Source organism: Pontibacter kalidii (genome assembly GCF_026278245.1).
In the GTDB taxonomy this organism is placed as follows: Bacteria; Bacteroidota; Bacteroidia; order Cytophagales; family Hymenobacteraceae; genus Pontibacter; species Pontibacter kalidii.
This window is the reverse complement of sequence record NZ_CP111079.1, coordinates 1,929,575-1,951,805: the sequence shown is the minus strand read 5'-3', so window position 1 is coordinate 1,951,805 and position 22,231 is coordinate 1,929,575. Positions and strand designations below refer to the sequence as shown.

The 22,231-nt window shown below is 52.8% G+C and carries 21 protein-coding genes and 1 other RNA gene; 13 read left to right on the top strand and 9 right to left on the bottom strand.

From position 1 onward, the window contains the following. Positions 1-51 precede the first annotated feature (51 nt). The 6 genes from OH144_RS08350 (at position 52) to dnaN (ending at position 6,458) form a co-directional block, all read left to right on the top strand. The gene (locus tag OH144_RS08350) at positions 52-759 is read left to right on the top strand and encodes an SDR family oxidoreductase (protein WP_266205841.1); all 708 of its coding nucleotides are present in this window, start codon (positions 52-54) and stop codon (positions 757-759) included. A gap of 189 nt (positions 760-948) precedes the next feature. Then, positions 949-1,656, top strand: coding sequence for an SDR family oxidoreductase (locus tag OH144_RS08345; protein ID WP_266205840.1), 708 nt, complete (start codon positions 949-951; stop codon positions 1,654-1,656). Positions 1,657-1,770: 114 nt separating this feature from the next. After that, entirely contained in the window at positions 1,771-2,688 is a 918-nt protein-coding gene (gene gldA / locus OH144_RS08340; protein ID WP_266205839.1) for a gliding motility-associated ABC transporter ATP-binding subunit GldA, read from the top strand. Positions 2,689-2,806: 118 nt separating this feature from the next. Next, positions 2,807-3,535 (top strand): gliding motility-associated ABC transporter permease subunit GldF, encoded by a 729-nt coding sequence (gene gldF / locus OH144_RS08335; RefSeq protein WP_266205838.1) that lies wholly within the window; start codon positions 2,807-2,809, stop codon positions 3,533-3,535. Beyond that, positions 3,529-5,226: a gliding motility-associated ABC transporter substrate-binding protein GldG gene (gene gldG, locus OH144_RS08330; RefSeq protein WP_266205837.1), complete on the top strand. Its 1,698-nt coding sequence runs from the start codon at positions 3,529-3,531 to the stop codon at positions 5,224-5,226. The genes gldF and gldG overlap by 7 nt, the downstream gene beginning before the upstream one ends. Before the next feature lie 107 nt (positions 5,227-5,333). After that, on the top strand, positions 5,334-6,458 hold the full coding sequence (gene dnaN, locus OH144_RS08325) for a DNA polymerase III subunit beta (RefSeq protein WP_266205836.1): 1,125 nt from the start codon (positions 5,334-5,336) through the stop codon (positions 6,456-6,458). A 111-nt stretch (positions 6,459-6,569) separates the two neighbouring features. Here the strand turns inward: dnaN and OH144_RS08320 are convergent, their stop codons facing one another. Next, positions 6,570-7,637: an endonuclease/exonuclease/phosphatase family protein gene (locus OH144_RS08320; RefSeq protein ID WP_266205835.1), complete on the bottom strand. Its 1,068-nt coding sequence runs from the start codon at positions 7,635-7,637 to the stop codon at positions 6,570-6,572. A gap of 52 nt (positions 7,638-7,689) precedes the next feature. Here OH144_RS08320 and gldC point away from each other — a divergent pair, with 52 nt between their 5' ends. Further along, positions 7,690-8,043, top strand: coding sequence for a gliding motility protein GldC (gldC, locus tag OH144_RS08315; RefSeq protein ID WP_266205834.1), 354 nt, complete (start codon positions 7,690-7,692; stop codon positions 8,041-8,043). A gap of 102 nt (positions 8,044-8,145) precedes the next feature. On the opposite strand, the gene OH144_RS08310 is transcribed toward gldC, so the two are convergent. From OH144_RS08310 to guaA, 5 genes are all read right to left on the bottom strand, one after another. Further along, positions 8,146-8,595 (bottom strand): hypothetical protein, encoded by a 450-nt coding sequence (locus OH144_RS08310; protein WP_266205833.1) that lies wholly within the window; start codon positions 8,593-8,595, stop codon positions 8,146-8,148. 187 nt (positions 8,596-8,782) lie between these two features. Beyond that, a complete protein-coding gene (gene dcd / locus OH144_RS08305) occupies positions 8,783-9,319 on the bottom strand; it encodes a dCTP deaminase (protein ID WP_266205832.1) in 537 nt (178 codons plus the stop codon). A 120-nt stretch (positions 9,320-9,439) separates the two neighbouring features. Further along, positions 9,440-10,738, bottom strand: a complete 1,299-nt coding sequence (gene hemL, locus OH144_RS08300; RefSeq protein WP_266205831.1) for a glutamate-1-semialdehyde 2,1-aminomutase — start codon at positions 10,736-10,738, stop codon at positions 9,440-9,442. A 32-nt stretch (positions 10,739-10,770) separates the two neighbouring features. Further along, positions 10,771-12,465: an ABC transporter substrate-binding protein gene (locus OH144_RS08295; protein ID WP_266205830.1), complete on the bottom strand. Its 1,695-nt coding sequence runs from the start codon at positions 12,463-12,465 to the stop codon at positions 10,771-10,773. A gap of 98 nt (positions 12,466-12,563) precedes the next feature. Continuing rightward, entirely contained in the window at positions 12,564-14,093 is a 1,530-nt protein-coding gene (guaA, locus tag OH144_RS08290) for a glutamine-hydrolyzing GMP synthase (RefSeq protein WP_266205829.1), read from the bottom strand. A gap of 267 nt (positions 14,094-14,360) precedes the next feature. Between guaA and OH144_RS08285 the strand changes: the two genes are divergently transcribed. The 5 genes from OH144_RS08285 to OH144_RS08265 all read left to right on the top strand — a co-directional run bounded on the left by OH144_RS08285 (position 14,361) and on the right by OH144_RS08265 (position 16,977). Further along, positions 14,361-14,546, top strand: a complete 186-nt coding sequence (locus tag OH144_RS08285) for a hypothetical protein (protein ID WP_266205828.1) — start codon at positions 14,361-14,363, stop codon at positions 14,544-14,546. A 560-nt stretch (positions 14,547-15,106) separates the two neighbouring features. After that, an RNA gene (gene ffs, locus OH144_RS08280) (signal recognition particle sRNA small type) lies at positions 15,107-15,207 on the top strand. A 108-nt stretch (positions 15,208-15,315) separates the two neighbouring features. Further along, positions 15,316-15,972: a fructose-6-phosphate aldolase gene (gene fsa, locus OH144_RS08275; protein WP_266205827.1), complete on the top strand. Its 657-nt coding sequence runs from the start codon at positions 15,316-15,318 to the stop codon at positions 15,970-15,972. A gap of 81 nt (positions 15,973-16,053) precedes the next feature. Beyond that, positions 16,054-16,257, top strand: a complete 204-nt coding sequence (locus OH144_RS08270; RefSeq protein WP_266205826.1) for a fructose-6-phosphate aldolase — start codon at positions 16,054-16,056, stop codon at positions 16,255-16,257. 9 nt (positions 16,258-16,266) lie between these two features. Continuing rightward, positions 16,267-16,977 carry a cell division ATP-binding protein FtsE gene (locus OH144_RS08265; RefSeq protein WP_266205825.1) on the top strand — a complete coding sequence of 237 codons (711 nt, stop codon included), beginning with the start codon at positions 16,267-16,269 and terminating at the stop codon, positions 16,975-16,977. A 74-nt stretch (positions 16,978-17,051) separates the two neighbouring features. Here OH144_RS08265 and OH144_RS08260 read toward each other — a convergent pair whose 3' ends face one another. Continuing rightward, a complete protein-coding gene (locus tag OH144_RS08260) occupies positions 17,052-17,717 on the bottom strand; it encodes a hypothetical protein (protein WP_266205824.1) in 666 nt (221 codons plus the stop codon). A 159-nt stretch (positions 17,718-17,876) separates the two neighbouring features. Here OH144_RS08260 and OH144_RS08255 point away from each other — a divergent pair, with 159 nt between their 5' ends. Then, entirely contained in the window at positions 17,877-18,998 is a 1,122-nt protein-coding gene (locus OH144_RS08255; protein ID WP_266205823.1) for a DegT/DnrJ/EryC1/StrS family aminotransferase, read from the top strand. A gap of 323 nt (positions 18,999-19,321) precedes the next feature. Here the strand turns inward: OH144_RS08255 and OH144_RS08250 are convergent, their stop codons facing one another. Together OH144_RS08250 and OH144_RS08245 are read right to left on the bottom strand one after the other, a co-directional pair. Beyond that, positions 19,322-20,809, bottom strand: coding sequence for a lipopolysaccharide biosynthesis protein (locus tag OH144_RS08250; protein ID WP_266205822.1), 1,488 nt, complete (start codon positions 20,807-20,809; stop codon positions 19,322-19,324). A gap of 66 nt (positions 20,810-20,875) precedes the next feature. Further along, on the bottom strand, positions 20,876-22,228 hold the full coding sequence (locus OH144_RS08245) for a polysaccharide deacetylase family protein (protein ID WP_266205821.1): 1,353 nt from the start codon (positions 22,226-22,228) through the stop codon (positions 20,876-20,878). Between the last annotated feature and the right edge of the window lie 3 nt (positions 22,229-22,231).

Genomic DNA, 22,231 nt, shown 5'->3' with positions numbered 1-22,231 from the left:
AAATACCTATATTACGGATAAAATCGAAAAACATACAAAACGTAGAAGCGCATGCATCGATATATTTTGGTAACAGGGGGGACAAAGGGCATCGGGAGAGCCATCATTGAGCAATTCGCCAAAGAGGGCTTCCACATCATCACCTGTTCACGAAACGAAAAGGAACTTCAGAAGCTGAAGCTGGAGATAGAGCAGAACTACACGTTCTCGAAGGTGTTTTACCATGAGGCCGACCTGAGCGACCGCGACGCCATGAAGCGTTTTATCAAGTATGTGCAGGGCCTTAATGTGCAGGTAGACGTGCTGGTGAACAACAGCGGCCTTTTTATACCCGGTAAAATAACAGAGGAGGACGATGAGGCGCTCCCGTTCATGATCAACACCAACCTTTACAGTGCCTATTACATCACGAAAGCGTTCGTGCAGGATATGATCTCGCGCCGCGCCGGCCATATCTTTAACATGTGCTCCACGGCAAGTATAATGGCATACACCAACGGTGGGGCTTACAGCATCTCTAAGTTTGCCATGTATGGCATGAGCAAGGTGCTGCGCGAGGAGCTGAAGGAGCACAATGTACGTGTCACGTCCATACTTCCGGGAGCCACGCTGACCGCCAGTTGGGAGGGAGTGGACCTGCCGCCCGAGCGTTTCGTGAAGCCGGAGGATGTAGCGATGGCTGTTTGGGGCGCTTATACGTTATCAGAAAACAGTGTGGTGGAAGAACTGCTCATCCGTCCGCAGCTGGGAGACTTGTGAGTTAGAGAGTTTAGGAGTTAGAGAGTTAGAGAGTTAGAGAATTTTGAATGGGTTAATAAAATTATAAAGTATACAGCTGACTTTCATATAATTTCCATTCATTTTTTGTCTTATAATTCCTGGTTTATACACTCATTCACTCATTCAAAATTTACTCATGCACTCATTCACCATTAAACCTATAAAACTATGAATCTAGAGGGAAAAGTAGCGGTGGTGACCGGCGTTAGCAAGGGCATTGGTCTGGCTACCGTGAAGTCGCTGCTCGATAAAGGCGCTATTGTGGCGGGCTGGGGACGCACTGCTCCTGAGCTGCAGCACGCTAACTTTTATTTCTTTGAGTGCGATGTGCGCTATAACGATTCAGTTCAGACTGCTTTCGACCAGACCATCGCGCATTTGGGCACACACGTACAGGTACTGATAAATAATGCCGGCCTGGGGCTGTCTGGCTTGTTTGAGGACATGAGCCTGGATGATTGGCACCTGATGTTTGAGACGAATGTGAACGGTATTTTCTACTGCACACGCCTGGTGCTGCCGGGCATGAAGGAACTGGAGGAAGGCCATATCATCAACATATCCTCCATTGCCGGCACTACAGGTATAGAGCAGATGGCGGGCTATTGCGGTACCAAGCACGCGGTGCGCGGCATCTCGCACTCGCTGTATAAGGAGGTGCGTAACTATGGCGTGAAAGTAACCTGCATCTACCCCGGCTCTGTGCAGACTAACTTTTTCGACAACATCGACAGCGTAACGGTGACGGAGAATATGATGCGGCCAGAGGATATTGCTTCTACCATTATGCACGCGCTCGAATCGCACCCAAACTACCACCACGTAGATATTGAGGTGCGGCCACTCATGCCGAAAGGAAAACAACAGAAGGGGTAAAGAAGTAACGCATGCGTTTGCTGTTCGCGATTCGTTGTACGTTATTTGCTATGCGTTTAGGAGTTTTAATGACTTTCTAACTCCTAAACTTTCTAACTTTCTAACTTTCAAGCTTTGTCAGTCGAAGTAAAGAACTTAACAAAAATATTCGGTCCGCAACGAGCCGTGGATGACATTTCTTTTACGGTGGAGCAGGGGCAGATCCTGGGTTTTCTGGGGCCGAACGGCGCCGGCAAATCCACGACCATGAAAATCGCCACCTGCTATTTACCCCCTTCTGTCGGTACGGTGGTAGTAGCAGGCCACGACGTCGTGCAGGACCCGATGGCCGTTCGCCGCAACGTAGGTTACCTGCCCGAACACAACCCGCTCTACCTGGATATGTATGTGCACGAGTACCTGGCTTTTGTGGCTTCTGTATATGGCCTGAAGGGAAAGTATGGCAAAGCGCGTGTGCAGGAGATGGTGGAGCTGTGCGGGCTAACACTGGAGCAGGGTAAGAAGATCGGCGCTTTATCCAAAGGCTACCGCCAACGGGTGGGGCTGGCGCAGGCACTGGTGCACGACCCGCAGGTGCTGATACTGGATGAGCCCACCACCGGCCTCGATCCGAACCAGATCGTGGAAATACGAGCCCTTATCCGGCAGATCGGGCAGAACAAAACCGTTATTTTCTCTACCCACATCATGCAGGAGGTAACCGCCATCTGCGACCGCGTGGTGATCATCAACAGGGGGAAATTGGTGGCCAACAGCGATGTGGCAAGTCTCCAGGCTGGCGGTAAAAATGAGAAGGTAACGCTGGTGGAGTTTGAGGCTCCTGTAGAGGTGGAGGCGCTTCAAAGTATACCTGGTGTGGAGCGCGTGGAACTGGCGCATAATCATACTTACCGCATCACTTCCAGCAAGGAGGCGGATGTACGTTCCAACGTATTCCGCCTTGCTGCCGAGCGCAACTGGCCACTGGTGGGGCTCAGGCAGGAGGAAAGCTCCCTGGAACAGGTATTCCAGCAACTCACAAAGAATGAATAATAATTAATGAGTAATGTTAATTCCAGGTATGATTCTCTCTTAAACTATACATTACGCCCCATTCAAATCAGGTTAAAACCATTGTTCATTCCTCATTATCCATTAATAATTAGTATTAATGTTCGCAATCTTAAAGAAAGAGTTCAACGGCTTCCTTAACTCGCTCATCGCCTATATTGTGATAGCGGTGTTTCTGGTGGCTATTGGTATGTTTATGTGGGTGTTTCCGGAGAGCAGCGTGCTGGAGTACGGCTTTGCCGACATGCAGACGCTCTTTTACATGGCACCCTTTGTGTTCCTGTTCCTGATCCCGGCCATTACCATGCGCACCTTTGCTGAGGAGAAGCGGGAGGGAACCATCGAGCTGCTGCTCACCAAACCCATCACCGATCTGGAGCTTATCCTTGGCAAATACTTTGCGGCGCTGCTGCTGGCACTTTTCGCGCTGCTGCCTACGCTGCTCTACTATTACTCGGTATACGAGTTGGGCAGTCCCCAAGGCAACGTAGATTCCGCCGCTGTAGTGGGCTCTTACTTAGGCCTGATTTTTTTAGCCGGTGTTTTTGCCGCCATCGGAGTGTTTGCCTCGTCCATTTCCGATAACCAGATCACTTCGTTTGTGATAGCCGTTTTTCTGTGTTACATCATCTACACCGGCTTTGATTTGATCGCCTCCATACCTGTGTGGGGCGGCTATAGTTACTTTATCAGCCAGCTCGGCATCTCGTATCACTACACGGCCATCAGCAAAGGATTGGTCGATTCGCGGGATGTGTTGTACTTTCTGAGCGTGATCGCTATCATGATACTGGCCACCAAACTCGTGTTGAGGAGCAGAAAATGGTAACCGAGCAGAGCAAGAGCAAACGCGGCAGCGATATTTTAGTTTTCCTGGCCTCGGTGGCGGGCATTATATTGCTGAACATACTGGCGGCAAATTACTTTTTCCGCCTCGACCTGACGGAGGATAAACGCTATACCATTGCCCCGGTTACCAAGCAGATGCTGGGCAACCTGCAGCAGGAGGTAGTGGTGGATGTATACCTGGAGGGCGATTTCCCGGCGGGCTTTAAACGGCTGCAGCAGTCGGTGCGCGAGACGCTGGACGAGTTCCGCATTTACGCTGGCGGTAACCTGCGCTACAACTTCATTGACCCGACCGAGATTACGGACGAGCAGCAGCGGAATGAGTTTTATACTTCGCTGGCGCAAAAAGGCATCATGCCCACCAACCTGCGGGCTACCGAGGATGGCAAGCAGGTGGAGCGGCTGGTGTTCCCGGGGGCAGTGGTGAGGTATAACGGCAAAGAAACGGCGGTGAACCTGCTGAAGGGTAACCTGGCTGCCTCTTCGGATGAGCGCCTGAACCAATCGGTGGAGGGCGTGGAGTATGAAATGGCCACGGCAATCCGTAAGCTGGCTTTCCAGGGCGGCAAGATCATTGGCTATATCGAAGGGCATGGGGAGCTGGAGCAGCAGCAGGTGGCAGATCTGGTGGGATCACTGGGGGAGTTCTACCGCGTGGCCCGGGGCGAGCTGGCCCAGTTACCGATGGCCTCGTTGGAGAAGCTTGATCTGATCATCGTGGCCAAGCCGGTAAGCGCTTTTTCGGAGGCGGACAAGTATAAAATCGACCAGTTCATCATGAAAGGCGGCAAAGCGGTGTTCTTCGTGGACCCGATGAATGCCAACATGGACAGCGTGGGGGCAGGGGGAATGTTTGCACTGCCCTATAACCTGAACCTCGACGACCTGCTGTTCCGCTACGGCGTGCGCCTCAATCCAAACCTGATCATGGACCTGAACTCAGGCTTTATACCGCTGGTAACGGGCTACATGGGCGACAAGCCGCAGACGGAGATGGTGAACTGGCGCTTTTTTCCGCTGCTGAACAATTTTGCCAAGCACCCCATCACGCGTAACCTGGATGCTGTTTATTCCAAGTTTGTGAGCACCATGGATACCGTGAAAGCAGATGGGATCCGTAAAACGCCGCTAGTGTATACGTCTACCTATTCCCGCATCATGGAGGCACCGGTGCCCCTGACGCTGGAAGAGGCCCGTATGGAGGTGAACCCGCAGCAGTACCAGGCAGGGCAGCAGCCGGTGGGCTATCTTTTGGAGGGCAAGTTTACCTCGCTTTTCCGAAACCGCAGGGCACCTGAGGGCGTGGACAATACCAAGGTGCAGGAGCAGGGCGTGGAGACCAAAATCGCTGTTTTCTCGGATGGCGACCTGGTACGAAACGATGTGAACCCGCGAACCGGTCAGGCCTATGAACTGGGCTTCGACAGGTTTAACAACATGACCTTTGCCAACAAGGAACTGGCCCTGAACACCATCCATTACCTGCTGGATGCAGAAGGGCTGATAAATGTGCGCAGTAAGGAGATTGCCCTGCGGCCGCTGGATAAAGTGCGCGTACGGGAAGAGAAAACCTATTGGCAGCTGCTGAACCTGGTGGCCCCGATCGTGCTGCTGGGGCTGTTTGGCGTGGCACGTTACTACCTGCGCAAGCGTAAGTATGAACGCTTTTAAAATTATCTGCCTATAACATAGCCTGACGCAAAAAAGGAGTGGTAAAAGGCTTAGGAGAAAAACGAAATATTTTTAACTTTGCCTAAATAACATTATAGGTATACATAATGAAATTCATCGTCTCTTCCTCTGCTCTTTTGAAGCAGCTATCCAGCATAAATGGTGTGGTAACCAATAATCCGGTTGTACCTATCCTTGAGAATTTCCTCTTCGAGATCAACAACAGCAAGCTCACCATCACAGCCAGCGATCTGGAAACATCCATGATTACCGAACTGCCGGTGGAGGCGAAGGAGAACGGCCGTATCGCCGCTCCCGCTAAGATCCTGCTGGAGACGCTGAAGAACCTACCGGACCAGCCGGTCACCTTCACGATAGACGAGGAGACGTATACCATCGAGATTAGCTCGGCCAATGGCCGATACAAGCTGTCGGGCGAGAACGCTACGGATTTCCCGCGGGTACCTTCCGTGCAGGGCGGCAACTCCATAGAGATTCCGTCTAACGTGCTGGCAAGAGCCATCAATAAAACCATCTTCGCGGTAAGCAACGATGAGCTTCGCCCGGCCATGACGGGTATCTTCGTGCAGTTGCGCTCAGAGAACGTAACCTTTGTAGCCACAGACGGTCACCGCCTGCTGCGTTACCGCCGTACGGACGTAGGAACTGCCCAGGAGGCTTCTATCATCGTGCCGCGCAAGGCTTTCACGCTGCTGAAGTCTACGCTGCCTTCTGAGGCCACGGCCGTGCGTATGGAGTTCAACCAGTCCAACGCCTTCTTCAGCTTCGACAACATCCGCATGATCTGCCGTCTGATCGACGAGCGTTACCCGGACTATGAGAATGTGATTCCGGTGCAGAATCCGAATAAACTGGTGATTGAGCGTGCGGATCTGCTGAGCTCTGTGAAGCGTATTTCCATCTACTCAAACAAAACCACGCACCAGATACGCTTGAAACTTTCAGGCTCCGAGCTGCAGGTATCAGCCGAGGACCTGGACTTCTCCAACGAGGCAAGCGAGCGACTGACCTGCCAGTATGATGGCGAGGACATGGAGATCGGTTTCAACGCCAAGTTCCTGATGGAGATGCTCAACAACATTGATTCTGATGAGATCACTTTCGAGCTGTCTACCCCGAACCGTGCCGGTCTGCTGATGCCGATCGTGAATGAGGAGGCCGAGGATGTGCTGATGCTGGTGATGCCGGTGATGCTGAACAACTACGTATAGTATAAGTATAGCCAAGTATAAACAAGAAAGGCGAGCCACTGCGGCTCGCCTTTCTTGTTTATACTTGGCTATACCCTGATGAAGTATGCCTGTGGCTTACATCTTTAAGTTCTACTTGACCCGGCGAACCTGAATGAACACCGGGAAGTGATCGGAGTAGCCGCCTAAGTATACGGTGCCGCTGTAAGTGCTTCTAGGGGCCTCCTTAAACTTGCCCAACGTGTACTTGATCGTCACCGGGTCATAGATCTTGGCAGAGCCCCGCACATATTCCAGGCCTTCCTTCGGGTCAATAAAGGATTTGGAGACCATCACCTGGTCCATCATCTGGAAGTCGCCCCGGTAGACATAGCTGCCCAAGCCGTTTACAAAGGAGATGTAGTGGGTGTTAAACAGTTCCTCGCTGTAGGCCGGGTTAGGGCGGCCGGTGGCTTTCAGCGTCTGCTGTAGTACACTGGAGCGCGGCTCCGCATCAAAGTCTCCCATCACGATGATCTTTGCGTTAGGGTCGGCCTTCTGCTGCTTATCAATCTCCTGGCGCAGGGTGGCAGCGGCTGCCTGCAAGCGGCTTTCATCCTGTCTTCCCCGCCGTGTGCGGCTGCGCGGAGGCCAGTGGTTCACGTAAATGGTCACCAGCTCTCCCTGCAGTTCCCCCTTCACCTGCAGAATATCTCTGGAAGTATACCCCTTCTCTTTAAAGTCAATCTTGATGTACTGTGTGGAGGAGGGTTTAAAAAAGCGGGGCTTGTAAAGCAGCGCGATGTCCAGGCCCTGTTCATCAGCCATATCCTGGTGGATGACATTGTAACCGAGCTTGCGGAGAGGGGGAGAGGCCAGCAGGTCGTCGAGCACCTGGCGGTTCTCTACCTCGCCCAGGCCTATGATGGCAGGACCATTGCCGCCGCCGATTCCTGCAATCACAGTGGCAATGTTGTTTAGCTTTAGCGCATAGCGTTCCTGTGTCCACTGCATCTCCCCGTCAGGGGTAAAGGGATCATCATTGGTTTTAGGGTCATCTTTGGTGTCGAAAAGCTTCTCTGTGTTATAGAAGGCTATGGTATGTAACTTCCCATTTTTAGAGGTGATCGGCAGTTTGGCACATCCGGTAAGGGTGAGGATGGTAAAAAAGAGAAAGAGGGTTTTAATTCCGTGGCGCATCGTGTAACTTTGTGCTATCATAATTTATAAGCATATTACGAGAACACTATACAATAAAGTTTAAATTGAGCTCATGAAGAAGTCAGAAATATACTTTAGCATTGCCCTGGATGATAACCGCATTCCGGAGGCCATCAGCTGGCGGGCTACGGATGCTGGTGATAAGATACACTTTGCCAAGGCCATCAACATCTCCCTGTGGGACCGTGACGAGGCTGGCACGATGAAGATAGACCTCTGGACGAAAGATATGCCCGTGGACGAGATGAAGTATTTCTACATCGATACCATGGGTGCCATGGCGCAAAGCATCGCCACTGCCACCAACGACCAGGCGATGGCCCAGAAAATACGCGCCCTGTGCCAGGAGCTGAACGAGCACGTGGAGCAGGACCGTTTAAAGAACGATCCGAATGATGCGAAATAGAAAAACCGGCATAGTATAAAAACAGCGCTGCCGCCCCAGTATTTGGGGCGGCAGCGCTGTTTTTATACTATACATATACTAGTGGTAAAGCCTGCAGGAAAATTAGTTCACGCTCACGCTGGCAGCGCCAGTATTCCCGGATGAGGCAATGCCACCGGCGTTCTGGTCGTTAAGCGAGCCCATAAATTTCTGGTCAGCGGAACGGTATACGTTTCTATCACCGAAATAATCATTGTATTGCACGGTGCTCAGTACGTTCTCAAGGAACAAGTCGCGCTCGGCGTACACGTTTTTGCAAAGTTCCTCTACTTTCTGCTGATTGCCGGCAAACTGCTGCTCAATAGCAGTTACCTGCTCTGCTACCTGCAGGTTAATCTCTCTTACCTTCTTGGACTGATAGTTATTCAGGCGCAGTTCTTTAATCATCTGGTCCGAAAGATGCTGTGCTCTTGCTGTTACAACTGCTTTTGTCTTAGAAGTCTTGCCTCCGGTAGCTTTTGCTACAAACACACATCCGAACATCATGCAAATCATTACCAATAGCTTTTTCATAATCTTATCGTTTTTTCTTTTCCTAGTTTTATTTTTCGCGTTAGTTATACTTACAACGAGGTAGAAAGGGTAAATAATTCCTCTTATTACAAGTATTTTTCTACCTAATATAGTGCAGATACCATGCCAAAAAGCCCGTTTAAATTAAATTAAACGGGCTTTTGTACTTGTTTTTCAGCTATTTACCTTACCACTCGTTCATCCACATCATAGACTCTACGGGCGTGATAGTGCGGCGGTTATATTTGGCGTTTTGTTTCTTGTTGTAATAGTTTTCGATGCCGCCTTTCACCTCAAAATAGATCAGCTGCCCGATGGGCATACCGTAGTACACGCGCACTTTCTGCGAAACGGAGATCTCCAGGGTCCAGGTATTGCAGAAGCCTACGTCGCCTTTGCCGGCAGTGGCATGGATATCGATGCCCAGGCGGCCTACACTTGACTTGCCCTCCAAAAACGGTACATGGGCGTGCGTTTCGGTGTATTCCAGGGTTACGCCCAGGTACAGCTTCCCCGGCTCCAGCACGTAGCCTTCCTCCGATATCTCGAAGGTTTCTATCTCGTTGTGCTTGCGGGCATCCAGCACCTCGTCTTTGTACAAGGCTAGGTAGCGGCCCAGGCGCACGTCGTAAGAGTTGGTACCAAGGCTGGCGCGGTCAAAAGGCTCTACCAGTATGGTGCCTTTCTCCATCTCCTCCAGTATCTGCTTGTCTGATAAAATCATGTTGGTGGGTAGTTAGGATTGTAAAAGTAAGGAGAAGCGTGCTATGTTTCAAGCATTCTAAAGCAAAAGCGGCAGTACCTATTACAAGTACTGCCGCTCTTGCTTTAATATATGAACAGCTTATCCGTTAACAGCTTCCTCAAGCGCCCCAAAGTTCGCCTGCACATACTGCTCCACCAACTCATCGGTTATGGCTGCGGATACGAACAATGTCTCGTACTGCGACGGCGCCAGGTACACCCCGCGCTGCAGCATGGCGTTAAAGTAGCGGCCAAACAAGGCAGTGTCGGATGCTTTGGCCGTGTCGAAATCATACACGGGCTGGTCGGTAAAGAAGATACTGAACATGGAGCCTACGCGGTTGATGGTATAGTTCAGCCCTAGTTTCTGCATGTTCTGCTGCATGCCCGCTACCATGCTGGCGCTGGTTTGCTCGAGTTGCGTGTACACTTCCGGATGCTCCTTCAGGTAAGTCAGCATGGCCATACCTGCCGCCATGGCAATCGGGTTGCCCGACAGGGTACCCGCCTGGTAAACCGGCCCGGCAGGTGCCACAAAGTCCATGATCTCCTTTTTGCCGCCATAGGCGCCCACCGGCATGCCGCCCCCAATGATCTTGCCCATCGTGCTCATATCCGGCGTTACGCCGAACAGTTGCTGCGCTCCGCCCGCCGAAAGCCTGAAACCGGTCATTACCTCATCAAAGATCAGCACGATGCCTTCTTTGTCGCAGATGCTGCGCAGACCCTCCAGGAAGCCTTGTGCTGGCGTAACCAGGCCCATGTTACCGGCCACTGGCTCCAGGATAATAGCCGCGATCTGACCCTTGTTGGCGTCGACCAGCGTCTGCACAGCCGCCAGGTTGTTGAAAGGGGCAGTGAGCGTGTCGTTGGCGGTGCCTTTGGTAACGCCCGGGCTGTCCGGCACACCCAGTGTGATGGCGCCGCTGCCTGCCGAGATCAGGAAAGAATCTCCGTGGCCGTGGTAGCAACCCTCAAACTTGATGATCTTGTCTCGGCCGGTGAAACCACGCGCCACCCGAATGGCCGACATGGTTGCCTCCGTGCCGGAATTCACCATGCGCACCTTCTCTATACTTGGCACCATGCTCACGATCAGCTCCGCGATCTCCACTTCCTTACGGGTTGGCGCACCGAACGACAGGGAGTTAGGAATGGCTTTCGCCACCGCCTCAATTACCACTTCGGCTGCATGGCCCAAGATCATCGGTCCCCAGGAGTTGATCAGGTCGATGTAGCGGTTGCCGTCCTCATCGAACATGTATGGCCCCTTCGCCGAAACCATGAAGCGTGGGTTACCGCCTACGGCTCTGAAAGCACGAACCGGGGAGTTCACTCCGCCCGGAATAGAATGTTGCGCGCGCTGAAACAGCTCTTCGCTTATGGGTGCTTGTATCATAAGTATAGAAAATCTTTAGATGGTGTTCTTGTTTAAAATACAGGGTTTACCACGGTCAGCTCGAGGTTCTCCAGCTTGAGCAGGGGTATGTACTGGTTGTCTGGCTGCAGGTGCTGCTGTAGGTCGGTGTAGCCGATGCCGCTGTAAAACACACCCGGCCGGATGCCTGCCGTAGCCAGCTGCCCGTTAAACTGGGGGCCGTACTGCTTCAGCAGCTGGCCGAAGTAAAACAGCATCTCGAACCCGGCATAGGCATACTGCGACGGCGGCAGGTGATACTTTGCGGTATACTTCTCGCGGAAGCTCTTGTTGGCAGGGCTCAGCTTGTTCACGTACTTTGGGCTGATAAAGTATACCTGCAGGTAGTCAAGCTGCTGCAGCGTGATCTGGTTGATGTCGAGCCAGCTCTGGTAGGTGACCAGTGGCAGCTGCGGCGCCTTGCTCTGCAGCAGGCTGGTGGCGTTCATAGCTGCAATCATCTTATCGGAAAAAACGGCCAAATGGCCGTTCCCATCCAGTTTCAGCTCCCTGAAAGCGGCGGCCGTGACGGCGGCCTCAGCAGGGTTGAACTTCTTGTAGACGCTCACTTTGCCGCCCAACTGCTGAAATTGCTGGCGGTAATGGTTGGCAAACTCGGTATCGGCTTTCGTATTCTCGTAAAGTATGATCGCCGTTTTAGGCGAGAAGTTCTGGTAGGCATACGTGGCTGCCTGCCGCGCCTGCGTGGCTACCGACGACTCAAAGAGAAACACGTTGCTGTTGCCGGCCGTCATCTCCACATCCTGCGACAGGGGGTTGATGACGTTGATGTTGTTCTGCGCTGCATAACGGGCAGCCACCTTTGCCGTTGTTTTGTACACTGGCCCGATGATCAGGTCCATGCTTTGCATCTCCGGCGTATCCAGCACACGTTTCACTCCCACGGTATCCGCCCCTGTATCGTAAGTAAACAGGTTGATGTTAATACCCAGCTGCTTCAGCGAGTCCTGCGCCAGTTTCATACCGGCATACATATCCGTGATAAACTGGTTCTTGCGGGCTGTGGTGGCGTAGTTCTGGTTTAGCTGGAAGGGGAGGAGCAGTGCCACGTCGTAGCCCTGGTTGCTCAGGGCCTCCTTGCTCAGGTAGCGGCTGCGGTCCAGCTTAAACTCCTGCACCAGGCTCTCCAGCATCCGACGGTCCTCGGGGCGGTACCAGCCCCCAATCAGTTTGTCGGCGTAGATCTGCGCTACCACCTTGTCGGAGCCAAAGCGGCGCATCAGCTGCTCATACTTCGGGCGGTCGTTCAGGCGGGTCAGGTAGTATCGCTTCAGCCCCTCGGCATCGCTGGCCAGCGGGGTACCCTGTAGTTCCTGCAGTTTGCTGAGGGCACGTTCGTACTCGTTTTGCTCAAAGAGTACGTTGGCCAGCAGATAATCCGCATCGGCCATGCCGCCCCAGCGGGGATGCTGGTTCTGCAGCTGCTGCAGCATTTTAGAAGCCTCGTCGGTTTTGCCCGACTTCAGGGCTGCCAGGGCGTACAGGTAAGAAGCCTCCGGGGCATAGGCGCCGTCCTGGCTGGAAAGTGGCAAAAGTTCTGCCATGGCCAGGTCGTAGCGTTGTTGCTGTAGCAGCACCTTGCCGTTGCTGTACGTGGTGGCCGGGTCTTGTGTCTGCGCCTGAGCAGGCAGGGCCAGGGCACTCAGCAGCGCGATGCCTGCTATTTTCTTGCAGATGCTTCTGTTCATACTATCATCATACTTAACGTACAAAAGACAAAGGACAAAAGACGCCGGCTGTTACCTAAAAGTCTTTTATCCTTTGTCTTCTTATTCATTTTTTAAAACTATTCCCACTCGATAGTGGCCGGTGGTTTGGAGCTGATGTCGTACACGACGCGGTTGACGCCTTTTACTTTGTTGATGATCTCATTCGACACATCGGCCAGGAACTCGTACGGAAGCCGGCTCCAGTCAGCCGTCATGCCATCTATACTTGTCACGGCGCGTAGGGCCACCACGTTCTCATACGTGCGCTCATCACCCATCACACCTACCGACTGCACTGGGGTAAGGATTGCGCCTGCCTGCCATACTTCGTCGTACAGGCCGGATTTTTTCAGGTTGCTGATGAAAATGTGATCTACCTGCTGCAGCACGTGCACTTTCTCCGGGGTGATATCGCCCAAAATACGGATGGCAAGGCCCGGGCCCGGGAACGGGTGGCGGCCGATGATGATGTCGTCGATCTGCAGCGCCTTACCTACCAAACGAACCTCGTCCTTGAATAGTGCTTTCAGCGGCTCCACCACTTTCAGTTTCATAAAATCTGGCAGACCGCCCACGTTGTGGTGCGATTTGATGGTGGCAGATGGTCCTTTCACACTCACCGACTCAATCACGTCCGGGTAAATGGTGCCCTGCGCCAGCCACTTCACATCCTCAATCTGGTGCGCTTCGTCATCAAATACCTCAATAAACACGCGGCCGATGGCTTTGCGCTTCAGTTCCGGGTCAGTTATACCGGCTAGGGCGCTGTAGAATTTCTCTTTCGCGTCCACGCCTTTTACGTTCAGGCCCATGTGCTTGTAAGAGTCGAGCACCGTTTCGAACTCGTCTTTGCGCAGCAGGCCGTTGTCTACAAAAATACAGTACAGGTTTTTGCCGATAGCCTGGTGAATCAGCATGGCCGCCACGCTAGAGTCCACGCCGCCCGAAAGGCCCAGCACCACTTTATCGTTGCCAATCTGCGCTTTCAGCTCAGCCACCGTGGAATCAATGAACTGCTCGGAGGTCCAGTCCTGCTGGCAGCCGCAGATGTGCACAACAAAGTTGCGCAACAGGGTTTTGCCTTCGTCGGAGTGGGTAACTTCCGGGTGGAACTGAATGCCGTAGGTCTCCTGGCCTTTCAGCTTATAGGCTGCTACGCGCACGCTCTCGGTGCTGGCAATTACTTCGATGTTATCCGGAATTTCTTTGATGGTATCGCCGTGCGACATCCATACCACAGAGCCCAGTGTAAGCTCTTTCAGCAGGCGGTCGTGGTTGTGCAGCTCACTCAGGCGGGCGCGGCCATACTCGCGGATGGTAGACGGGGTTACCTCACCGCCAAACTCATGGGCCATCAGCTGCGCACCATAGCAAACGCCAAGTAATGGGAGCTTGCCCAGGAACTGCTCTAAATTAATGGTGGGGTGTTCAGCGTCACGAACCGAGCAGGGGCTGCCTGACAGGATAACGCCTTTCACTTCGTCTGTAAGCTCCGGCACATGGTTGTACGGATGAATCTCACAGTAAACATTTAGCTCGCGCACCCTTCTGGCAATTAGCTGGGTGTACTGGGAGCCGAAATCGAGGATGAGAATTTTTTCTGGCATGTGCAAAGGTAAGGTAGTTTGGGGGTATAAGGCAATTTATTTTGATGTAAACTCAGTTTGGGAGAGAAGCAGGGGGTGTGGTTGTAGTTCTTTCCTTTCTGTACTTGGGCTGTACTTACGGAAGCCATACTGCTATACTTGCCGGGTTTGTACTTTATACTTGCTAAATATGGTAAAGCACTAGTCTTTCCTTCCATGACGTACTGGAGGGATCTTTTAGGCAAGCAGTATCAGCTTCTCCTTCACAAGTAGGCCTCCTTGCGATACTTGCTGTTTGTTCTTTCCGGCGCAAGCGTCCGCTTGTGGCTTTACTTGCTGCTATACTTCATCCTCTCGCTGGTGCGGGTTTGCAACCCGACTGGCTCGAAGTGCCATACTTTATACTTGAGTTATACTTTCCTGGCCGATGTTCCCTTCCACTGGAACCTGGCTATACTTGCTAGCTGCTGCTGATCCACGGCTTTACAACCTTAATTGTTTCATTCCACACTTTGGTGCTCTCAAGCCCGGGAGGGCTCGTCTTCCCGCATTGCGCTGTGTACATTTCCTGCCCTCGTACCTCGGGCTGCCTCACTTACGTTCGTCACTGGAAATCTACAAGGCGCTCAACGGAAAGACGGGGATCAGATTCGATAGCCGCTGCTATTTGTCATCTCGACCTCTGGGAGAGATCTCTTTAGAATTCCGGATAGATCTCTCACAGCTACGCTGGCTCTCTTCGGCTCCCGCCTCAAGAGTGCTCGAGATGACAGGGAAAGGAGTAAGTATGGCTCCCCTCCTTGGGCAAGGAGGGGCAGGGGTGGTTGGATACGGTAATGGGAAACTCCCTCTCCTGTTTTGGGGTAGGGCCCTCGAGAAAAGGAGAGGAGGGATGATTGGATCTGGTGCTGCTTGTATTTAAGAACATTGTACATTAACTCTTTCTCCTTCAGAAGTTTCGCTCGAAATCAAGCTTAGGAAAGATATTTTTTATAATTGCGATTTGCACTTGATGATATTCTTCGTACTTTTGTAACGGCAAATCGGCACGGCCAGCTCCCGTCGAACTCCCCCAGGGCCGGAAGGCAGCAAGGGTAGATGGTCGTAGCGGCGCGATGTTCGGTTTGCCACTTTTTTTTGCCCCTACCCCAAGGCTCCCGCAGCCCGCAAATTTCCCATATTTCTTTCCGGTTTCTGGATTAATGCTTTAGCTTTGTAAGTAGAACTATAAGCATCTGAACCTATGAAATTCTTTATCGATACGGCCAACCTGCAGGAGATTCAGGAAGCCCATGACCTCGGCGTGCTCGATGGTGTTACCACGAACCCATCACTGATGGCCAAAGAAGGCATCTTTGGCCATGATAACGTAATTGCCCACTACAAGCAAATCTGCGAAATCGTGGATGGGGACATCAGTGCCGAGGTAATAGCCACAGATTTTGATGGTATTGTGCGCGAAGGAGAGTTCCTGGCCGAGCTGCACCCGAACATTGTGGTGAAAGTGCCGATGATCCGCGATGGCGTGAAGGCTATCCGTTACTTCAGCGAGAAAGGCATCAAGACCAACTGTACGCTGGTGTTTTCTGCCGGACAGGCCATTTTGGCTGCTAAGGCGGGCGCAACGTATGTTTCTCCTTTTGTCGGTCGCCTGGATGATGTGTCAACGGACGGTATGCAGCTTATTGAGCAGATCGTGCAGATTTACGGCAACTATGGTTACCAGACGCAGGTACTGGCCGCATCCGTGCGCCACGTTATGCACCTGGTGCAGTGTGCCGAGGTGGGTGCCGATGTGGTAACCTGCCCGCTGAGTGTGATCACCGGTCTGCTGAAGCACCCGCTTACAGACATTGGGCTGGAGAAATTCCTGGCGGATCACGCTAAAGGAAATAAATAATAATTAATGAGTAAGGACTAATGAGTAATGGAACAGAAGGCATTATTACTCATTAGTCACTATTAATTATTCTTTAAAGAGATGTATATCATTAAAGTAAAAGGCAAGGCCAAAATTCCGGACTATATTCAGCTCCGCGATGAAAATTTTGTGCTGATTGCTTACTTTAGGGCCGACCGTCCGCTCAAGAACCTTGACAGGTATGGGTTGGAGGGCAAAGAAGAAGCCCTGGCTGGACTCATTGAGTCGCTTGAGTTCGGCAAACTTCAGAAATTAGACATTTAAGCAGTACCTATGAGTTTTTCCTCTTCACCGGTGGTATCGTTGCGCGACGTCACTATTTACCAGGACGTGAACACCATTCTCAGTAACGTAAGCTTTGATGTGGAGAAAGGTGAGTTTGTGTACCTGGTGGGCCGCACGGGAAGCGGTAAAAGCTCGCTTCTGAAAACGCTTTACGCCGATTTGCCCCTACAGACAGGGAACGCCGCGGTGGCCGACTTCCAGCTGGGCAAACTGCGGCGCAAGCAGATTCCGTACCTCCGCCGCAAGGTGGGCATCATTTTCCAGGATTTCCAGCTACTTTCGGACCGGACAGTGGCGGAGAACCTGGCCTTTGTGCTCAGGGCAACCGGCTGGAGCGACAAATCGAAACGCAAACAGCGGATTTCGGAGGTATTGATGCGCGTGGGCCTGGATGCAGCCGCCAACAAGATGCCGCACCAGCTCTCCGGCGGGGAGCAGCAGCGTGTGGTGGTGGCAAGAGCCCTGCTAAATGAACCGGTTATACTTTTCGCCGACGAGCCAACTGGAAATCTGGATCCAATGGTGGCCGACGGTATCATGAAGCTTTTCCAGGAGATCAATAAACATGGTACGGCCGTTCTAATGGCCACGCACAACTATGAGATCATCCAACGCTACCCGCAGCGCGTGCTCAAGTGCGTAGATGGCCGTGTACTAGACTCCAAGGTAGAGGAATTTAACCTGGTGAACGGCTACTAAGCCTGGCAGTGCTATAATTATATAACACCCCGAACCCCAAAAGCCTCAGCCATACTTCATCCCTGCTGAGGTTTTTATGTTTGCTGCTCGCCCGTATCCTCAGCGGGCATAAGCTCCTTATACTGGTTCTGCGCCTGTTGCACCGTTTTCTTCACCTCGCCCGATACCTGGCCCTCCACCGCACGGTAGCGGCTGTTGAGGGCGCTCCACCAGCCTGCAATCAACAGCCAGTCGCGGCCCTGGTACTCCTCAGCGTTTTCCTGTAGGGTCTTTACAAAGCGGGAGTAGGTCTCGCCGATGTTTGCGGCTGTTACCTCACTCATGTCGTCATCCTCTATCTCCAGGCCCAGGAGCTCGCGGCGCAGTTTATAGCGGTGGCTGGCGTCCTGCTGCTGTTGCTGGCGCGTTTCAAGGGCATTTTTATATCTTTGGTCCAACTGCTCGGCTTCCGCAAGCTGCTCCGGGCTCAGGTTCTCCCGGTTGTCTTCCAGGCGCTGGCGTTTCGCCTCATACTTTTCCTGCATGTTTTCCTTGGCCTCCTCCCAGGCTATGGAGTCGTTCTCTGCCTGCTGCAGTGCCCGCAGCTCGGTTTCACTGAGGCTGTCCTGCTCAAAGGTGGTTACGTAGTCGCGGTAGTCCGTGAGCGCCTGTTCGCCGGCTGCGGCTTTTTCCGAATCCCCGCCGTTGCAGGAGTAGAGGAGCAAAGCGCTTGCAAGCAGTATATACTTGAATTTATACATAGCAACATAGGTTTGGTACTGCTAAGGTAAACGGCCTCGGTCCAGAAGGGGTTGCAGGCATGCAGCGCGGTAGGCAGCCGATAGTCTGTAGGGTTGCAGCTCAGAATTGCCCGCCGCAATGCCTATCTTTGCCCAGCATCACTCCAAGAAGAACAGCCCATGGAAGATATCAAAATGACTGCCACCAAAGCCCAGTATGCCAAGTTGAAGCCCGAACTGGATGCCGCCTTCAGCACCGTGATGGCCAGCATGAGTATGGAGGAGGGGCCACAGCAACAGGAGTTTGCCAGAAGTATAGCAACTTTCCAGCAGGTGCAGCATGCTATACCCTGTGCACGTGGTACTGATGCCCTCGAGCTGGCCCTGCTGGCGCTACAACTGCCTGCCGGTGCCGAGGTTATACTTCCTGCCTTCTGTTATGAGGCTTTGCCTGAGGTTATCATGAAGCTGAACTTAAAGCCTGTTTTTGCGGATGTGGATTCTCGCACCTTTACACTTTCCCCGGCGGCTGCAGAACGGATGATAACAGCGGCAACCGCAGCCATGGTGCCAGTGCATTTGTTTGGACAGTGTGCTCCGATGCAGGAGCTGACGGAGCTGGCACAAAAGTATAACCTGTGGCTGCTGGAGGATGTCGCACAGGCGCTGGGAGCGGTTTATGTAGACAAGGATGAAAAAGAGTGGAGGGCGGGGGCCATTGGACACATGGGCTATACTTCGTTCTTCCCGACCAAACCTTCGGCTGACTTCGGGGAGGGTGGGGCCGTGTTTACCGGCGATGCGGAGCTGGCGGAGCGTATGCAGCAGATCGCCAGGGATGGAATGGGCGGTAAGTATACCTTTAGCGCCAGGCTGCAAAACCTGCAGGCGGCCATGCTGGATGTGAAGATCAGGTACCTGGACGAATACAACGAGGCGCGGGAGGAAATTGCCCGTTTCTACGACAATGCCTTCGCGGAAACCAAGCTGGTGCAGGCTCCGCAGCGGGCCACTTACAGCTCGCATACTTACCACCAGTATACCATAAAAGTAGCGCCAGCCTTACGCGACGGGCTGCAGCAGCACCTGAGCGATAACTTTATCCCGAGCGTGGTTTATTACCCGCAGCCGCTGCACCTGCTAGAGAAGTATACTTTGGCCGGATACCTGCCCGGTGAGTTGCCGGTGGCGGAGCTGCTGAGCCAAAGCGCTCTGTCGCTGCCTTTGCACTCCGAGCTGAAGGAGGACCAGCTGGCCTATATTTGTCAGCATGTGATAGATTATGTTAAGCAGAATAGGTGAGAGTTAAGGAGTTAGAGGGTTTGGGAGGTAGAGAGTTAGAAAGTTAGAAAGTTAAAAAGTTATGCCCTCGCTCGCCTCTGGCGAGTGTGCGTAATAGAGTGGCCTCCGGCCCCTTTATACTCTATGCAGTATTATTAGCGGCGGGACGCCGCCTGATAGTTCACACTCGCCAGAGGCGAGCGAGAGCGTCAATAGGAGTAAGCCATTTTATTTTAATATTTGAGAACTCGGGAGTTAAAGAACTCTGAATGAATGAACGAATCCTGTACATCATTTAATTCTGAAAATCCTGATTCAGACAACCAACAATCAACAACCAGCAATCAAACCCTCCAGCCGGTGATGCCGAAAATCACCTTGCGCAACCATGCGTTCATTTCGGGGTAGATGTTCAGGCTGAGCGCCAGCCCCAGGTAAAGAGCCGTAATTAGCAGCGAGCGCACAATGATATCAAGGAATGCGTTACCGAGGTAGGGCAGGAGGTAAGAAACTCCTAAGGTAGCGGCAGCAATGGCCGTTATACTTAGCGCGCTCCAGGTGAAGGGCTGGATATGGTAAATATACTTCACAAAAAGCAGGCGCGCCAGGTTCATCGTGACCAAAGAAAGCATCGAGGCAAAGGCCGCCCCCTCAATGCCGTAACGCGGAATAAAGTACCAGTTTGTCCAGATCGTCAGCCCTGCCAGCACCACGTTAAAGCCTAGGTCCCATTTATACTTCTCGGAGGTGGCCAGAATAGCGCCGTTCAGGCTGGTAGCCAAGTCTACGAGGCGGGCCAGCGCCAGGAATAGCACCACATACTTTCCGGCGCGGTAGCTCTCCGGCATGAAATCATACAGGTTATCGATATTGGCCCAGATGCCGATAAAGAGCAGCAGCCCTACGATCAGATTGATCATCGTCACGTTCTGGTAGAGGTGGCCCATTCCTTGCATGTCCTTCTCCTTCCAGAAATCCGCTACCTGCGGGTGGGCGATCTTAAGTATGGAGCGGCCCGGCACCAGGATGGCGCTCGTCATGAAAAAGGCTGTGGTGTAAATGCCGTTGTCCGAAAGGCTGTAGGAGGAAATCATCACCTGATCCACCGTGGTGATGATGGTGGTGGAGATGTTACCCAATAAGGTGAAAAAACCGTAATAAAACAGCTCCCGTATCGGAACGATCCCTAGTATTGCCAGCGATGGCTTCAGGTGCAGTTGCTTCAGCCAGATGGTATAGCCCGCCAGTACCAGCGCTCCCACGGAGTTGATGATGATGTAGAGCAGCACAAAAGTATGGAACTCCATCACTCCCAAGGCATACACGCTGATGAGCACCGTGGTAAGTATGCGCAGCAGAAAATCCTGCACAAAGGAGGAGACGATGGTCTTGTAGAGCGAGCGCAGGTAGGCCGTGAACATATTGAACAACAGCGTGAACAGCGCCAGCGGGATCAGGTAATAGTAGTAGTCGATGATGAGCGGTGAGTTCTCGAGGTAATACTCGACCACCAACGGTCTAAAGAGCAGAAAAAGCGCCGTGGAAAGTATAAATCCGAGCATCGGCACCGACAGCAGCAGGAACAGGAAGCCATTGTGCTGCTTCTCCGGGTCGCGGAAGTAGGGGAAATAGCGCACGCTCATGTTCACGAAGCCCAGGGCCGAGAACTGTGCATACATCACCGAAATGGACAAAAGCAGGCGCGTGAGGCCCACCTCCGCCTCATCCATGAAGTTGGGGAAGAGCAGCACCGTGTTCACATACCCGATCAGGATGCCGGCATACGAAATGGTGGTGTTCCAGATTCCTTCGCGCTGTAAGGTTCTGCTCATGGGGCTAAAGAGTGAACAGCAAAAATAGCAAATCCGGAGTATTAGTTGTTGGTTATTACTTGTTAGTTATTGGTTGCACCCGGCTTTGACGCTATTGGCTGCCTCGGCACAAGTATAAAAAGCGGAGCCCGAAGCCTTCAGCTGCTGCAATATTTTTTCCAGTACCTCGCGCCAACCGGGTTCTCCCTTGGGCACGGCGTATTCGTTATACCTGGAGTAGTTCTCGTTGTGCCAAAGCAGTGTGAGCAGTCCCCTGAACTTATCAACCTCCTGCAGCATCGGCTGTACTTTCTTCAGCGCTTCCCGTGGGGCCAGGTGCATAAAGTTGATGTCGTAGAGCGTGGCATCCATCAGCATCAGGGGCAGTTCCACGAACGTATGGGCCCGCCGGTTCTGAAAATCGAAGGGAAAGAAAGGGTGGCAGAAGGAATTGCGGAAGCCAAAGTGCTCGGAGAAGCCCAGGGTACTGTCGTAGTGGAGGTTGCTTTGCTGCAGCACCTGCGGCGTGGTTTCAGGCTGGTAGCAGAGGTAGTGGAAGCGGTTGCCCTGCGCCTGCTGCGCCAGCTTACCGCGGTCCGATTTCAGCTGCACCAGGTCGTTGGCCGTGCCGAAGCTGCCGTGCAGGGCCACCTCATGCCCACGGTCAGACACCTTCTGCATCAGGTGCTGGTATCTGAGTTTCGTCAGGTCATGGTCCGCGTTGGGGTGGCCGTTGTAGCGCTGGTTGCTGGACAGGAAAAAGAATGTAGCCCTGGCACCATACTTTTCGGCGGTGGCCATCACCTCCGGCAGGTTGTCCCAGGCGTCACGGCCGACGGCTTTCTGCAGCAATAGCTTCGTCAGGTCAAAGGCTTTGGCGTGGAACAGCAGCTGTTTGCCCGCCACGCGCCAGGCGCTGTGCAGGCGGTCCACATCGCAGGTAAGGCAGGTGGCCATGCCGTTGTTGCCCCAGTGGTCGTGCTGCAGGTCCACGCCGTGCACCCGTTCCATCACCTCGCGCAGCATCTCAAAATAATAGTTTACCACCGGTTTGGTAATGAAGTTATACCTCGCCTGCACGCTGGCCTTGTAGGTATAGCGGTGAAAGCGGTCGCGCTCCGGGCCATAGTACTCCTGCCAGCCACTGAGCAGGTAAAAAGCACCGGCAATGATGTCGTAGTTTATACTTGCGGAGCCGTCCGGGTGGTAGGTGATCAGTTCGGTCTGGTCATCTTCCTCAAAAAAGAAAGGCAGCTTTTCGCCGCGCCACTCCTTCCAGAACACCTGCTGCGGGCGTGGGCGCTTCTTCTCAAAAAAGCTGCCCTCATATTTCTTTATGCTGATTTTGGAGTCTCCGCCAATACCATAGTTAATGCTGAGCGCTGTGGCCTTGGGGTAGAGGAGGTGGAAATGTTGTAAGGTATAATCGTAGATGTACAAAAT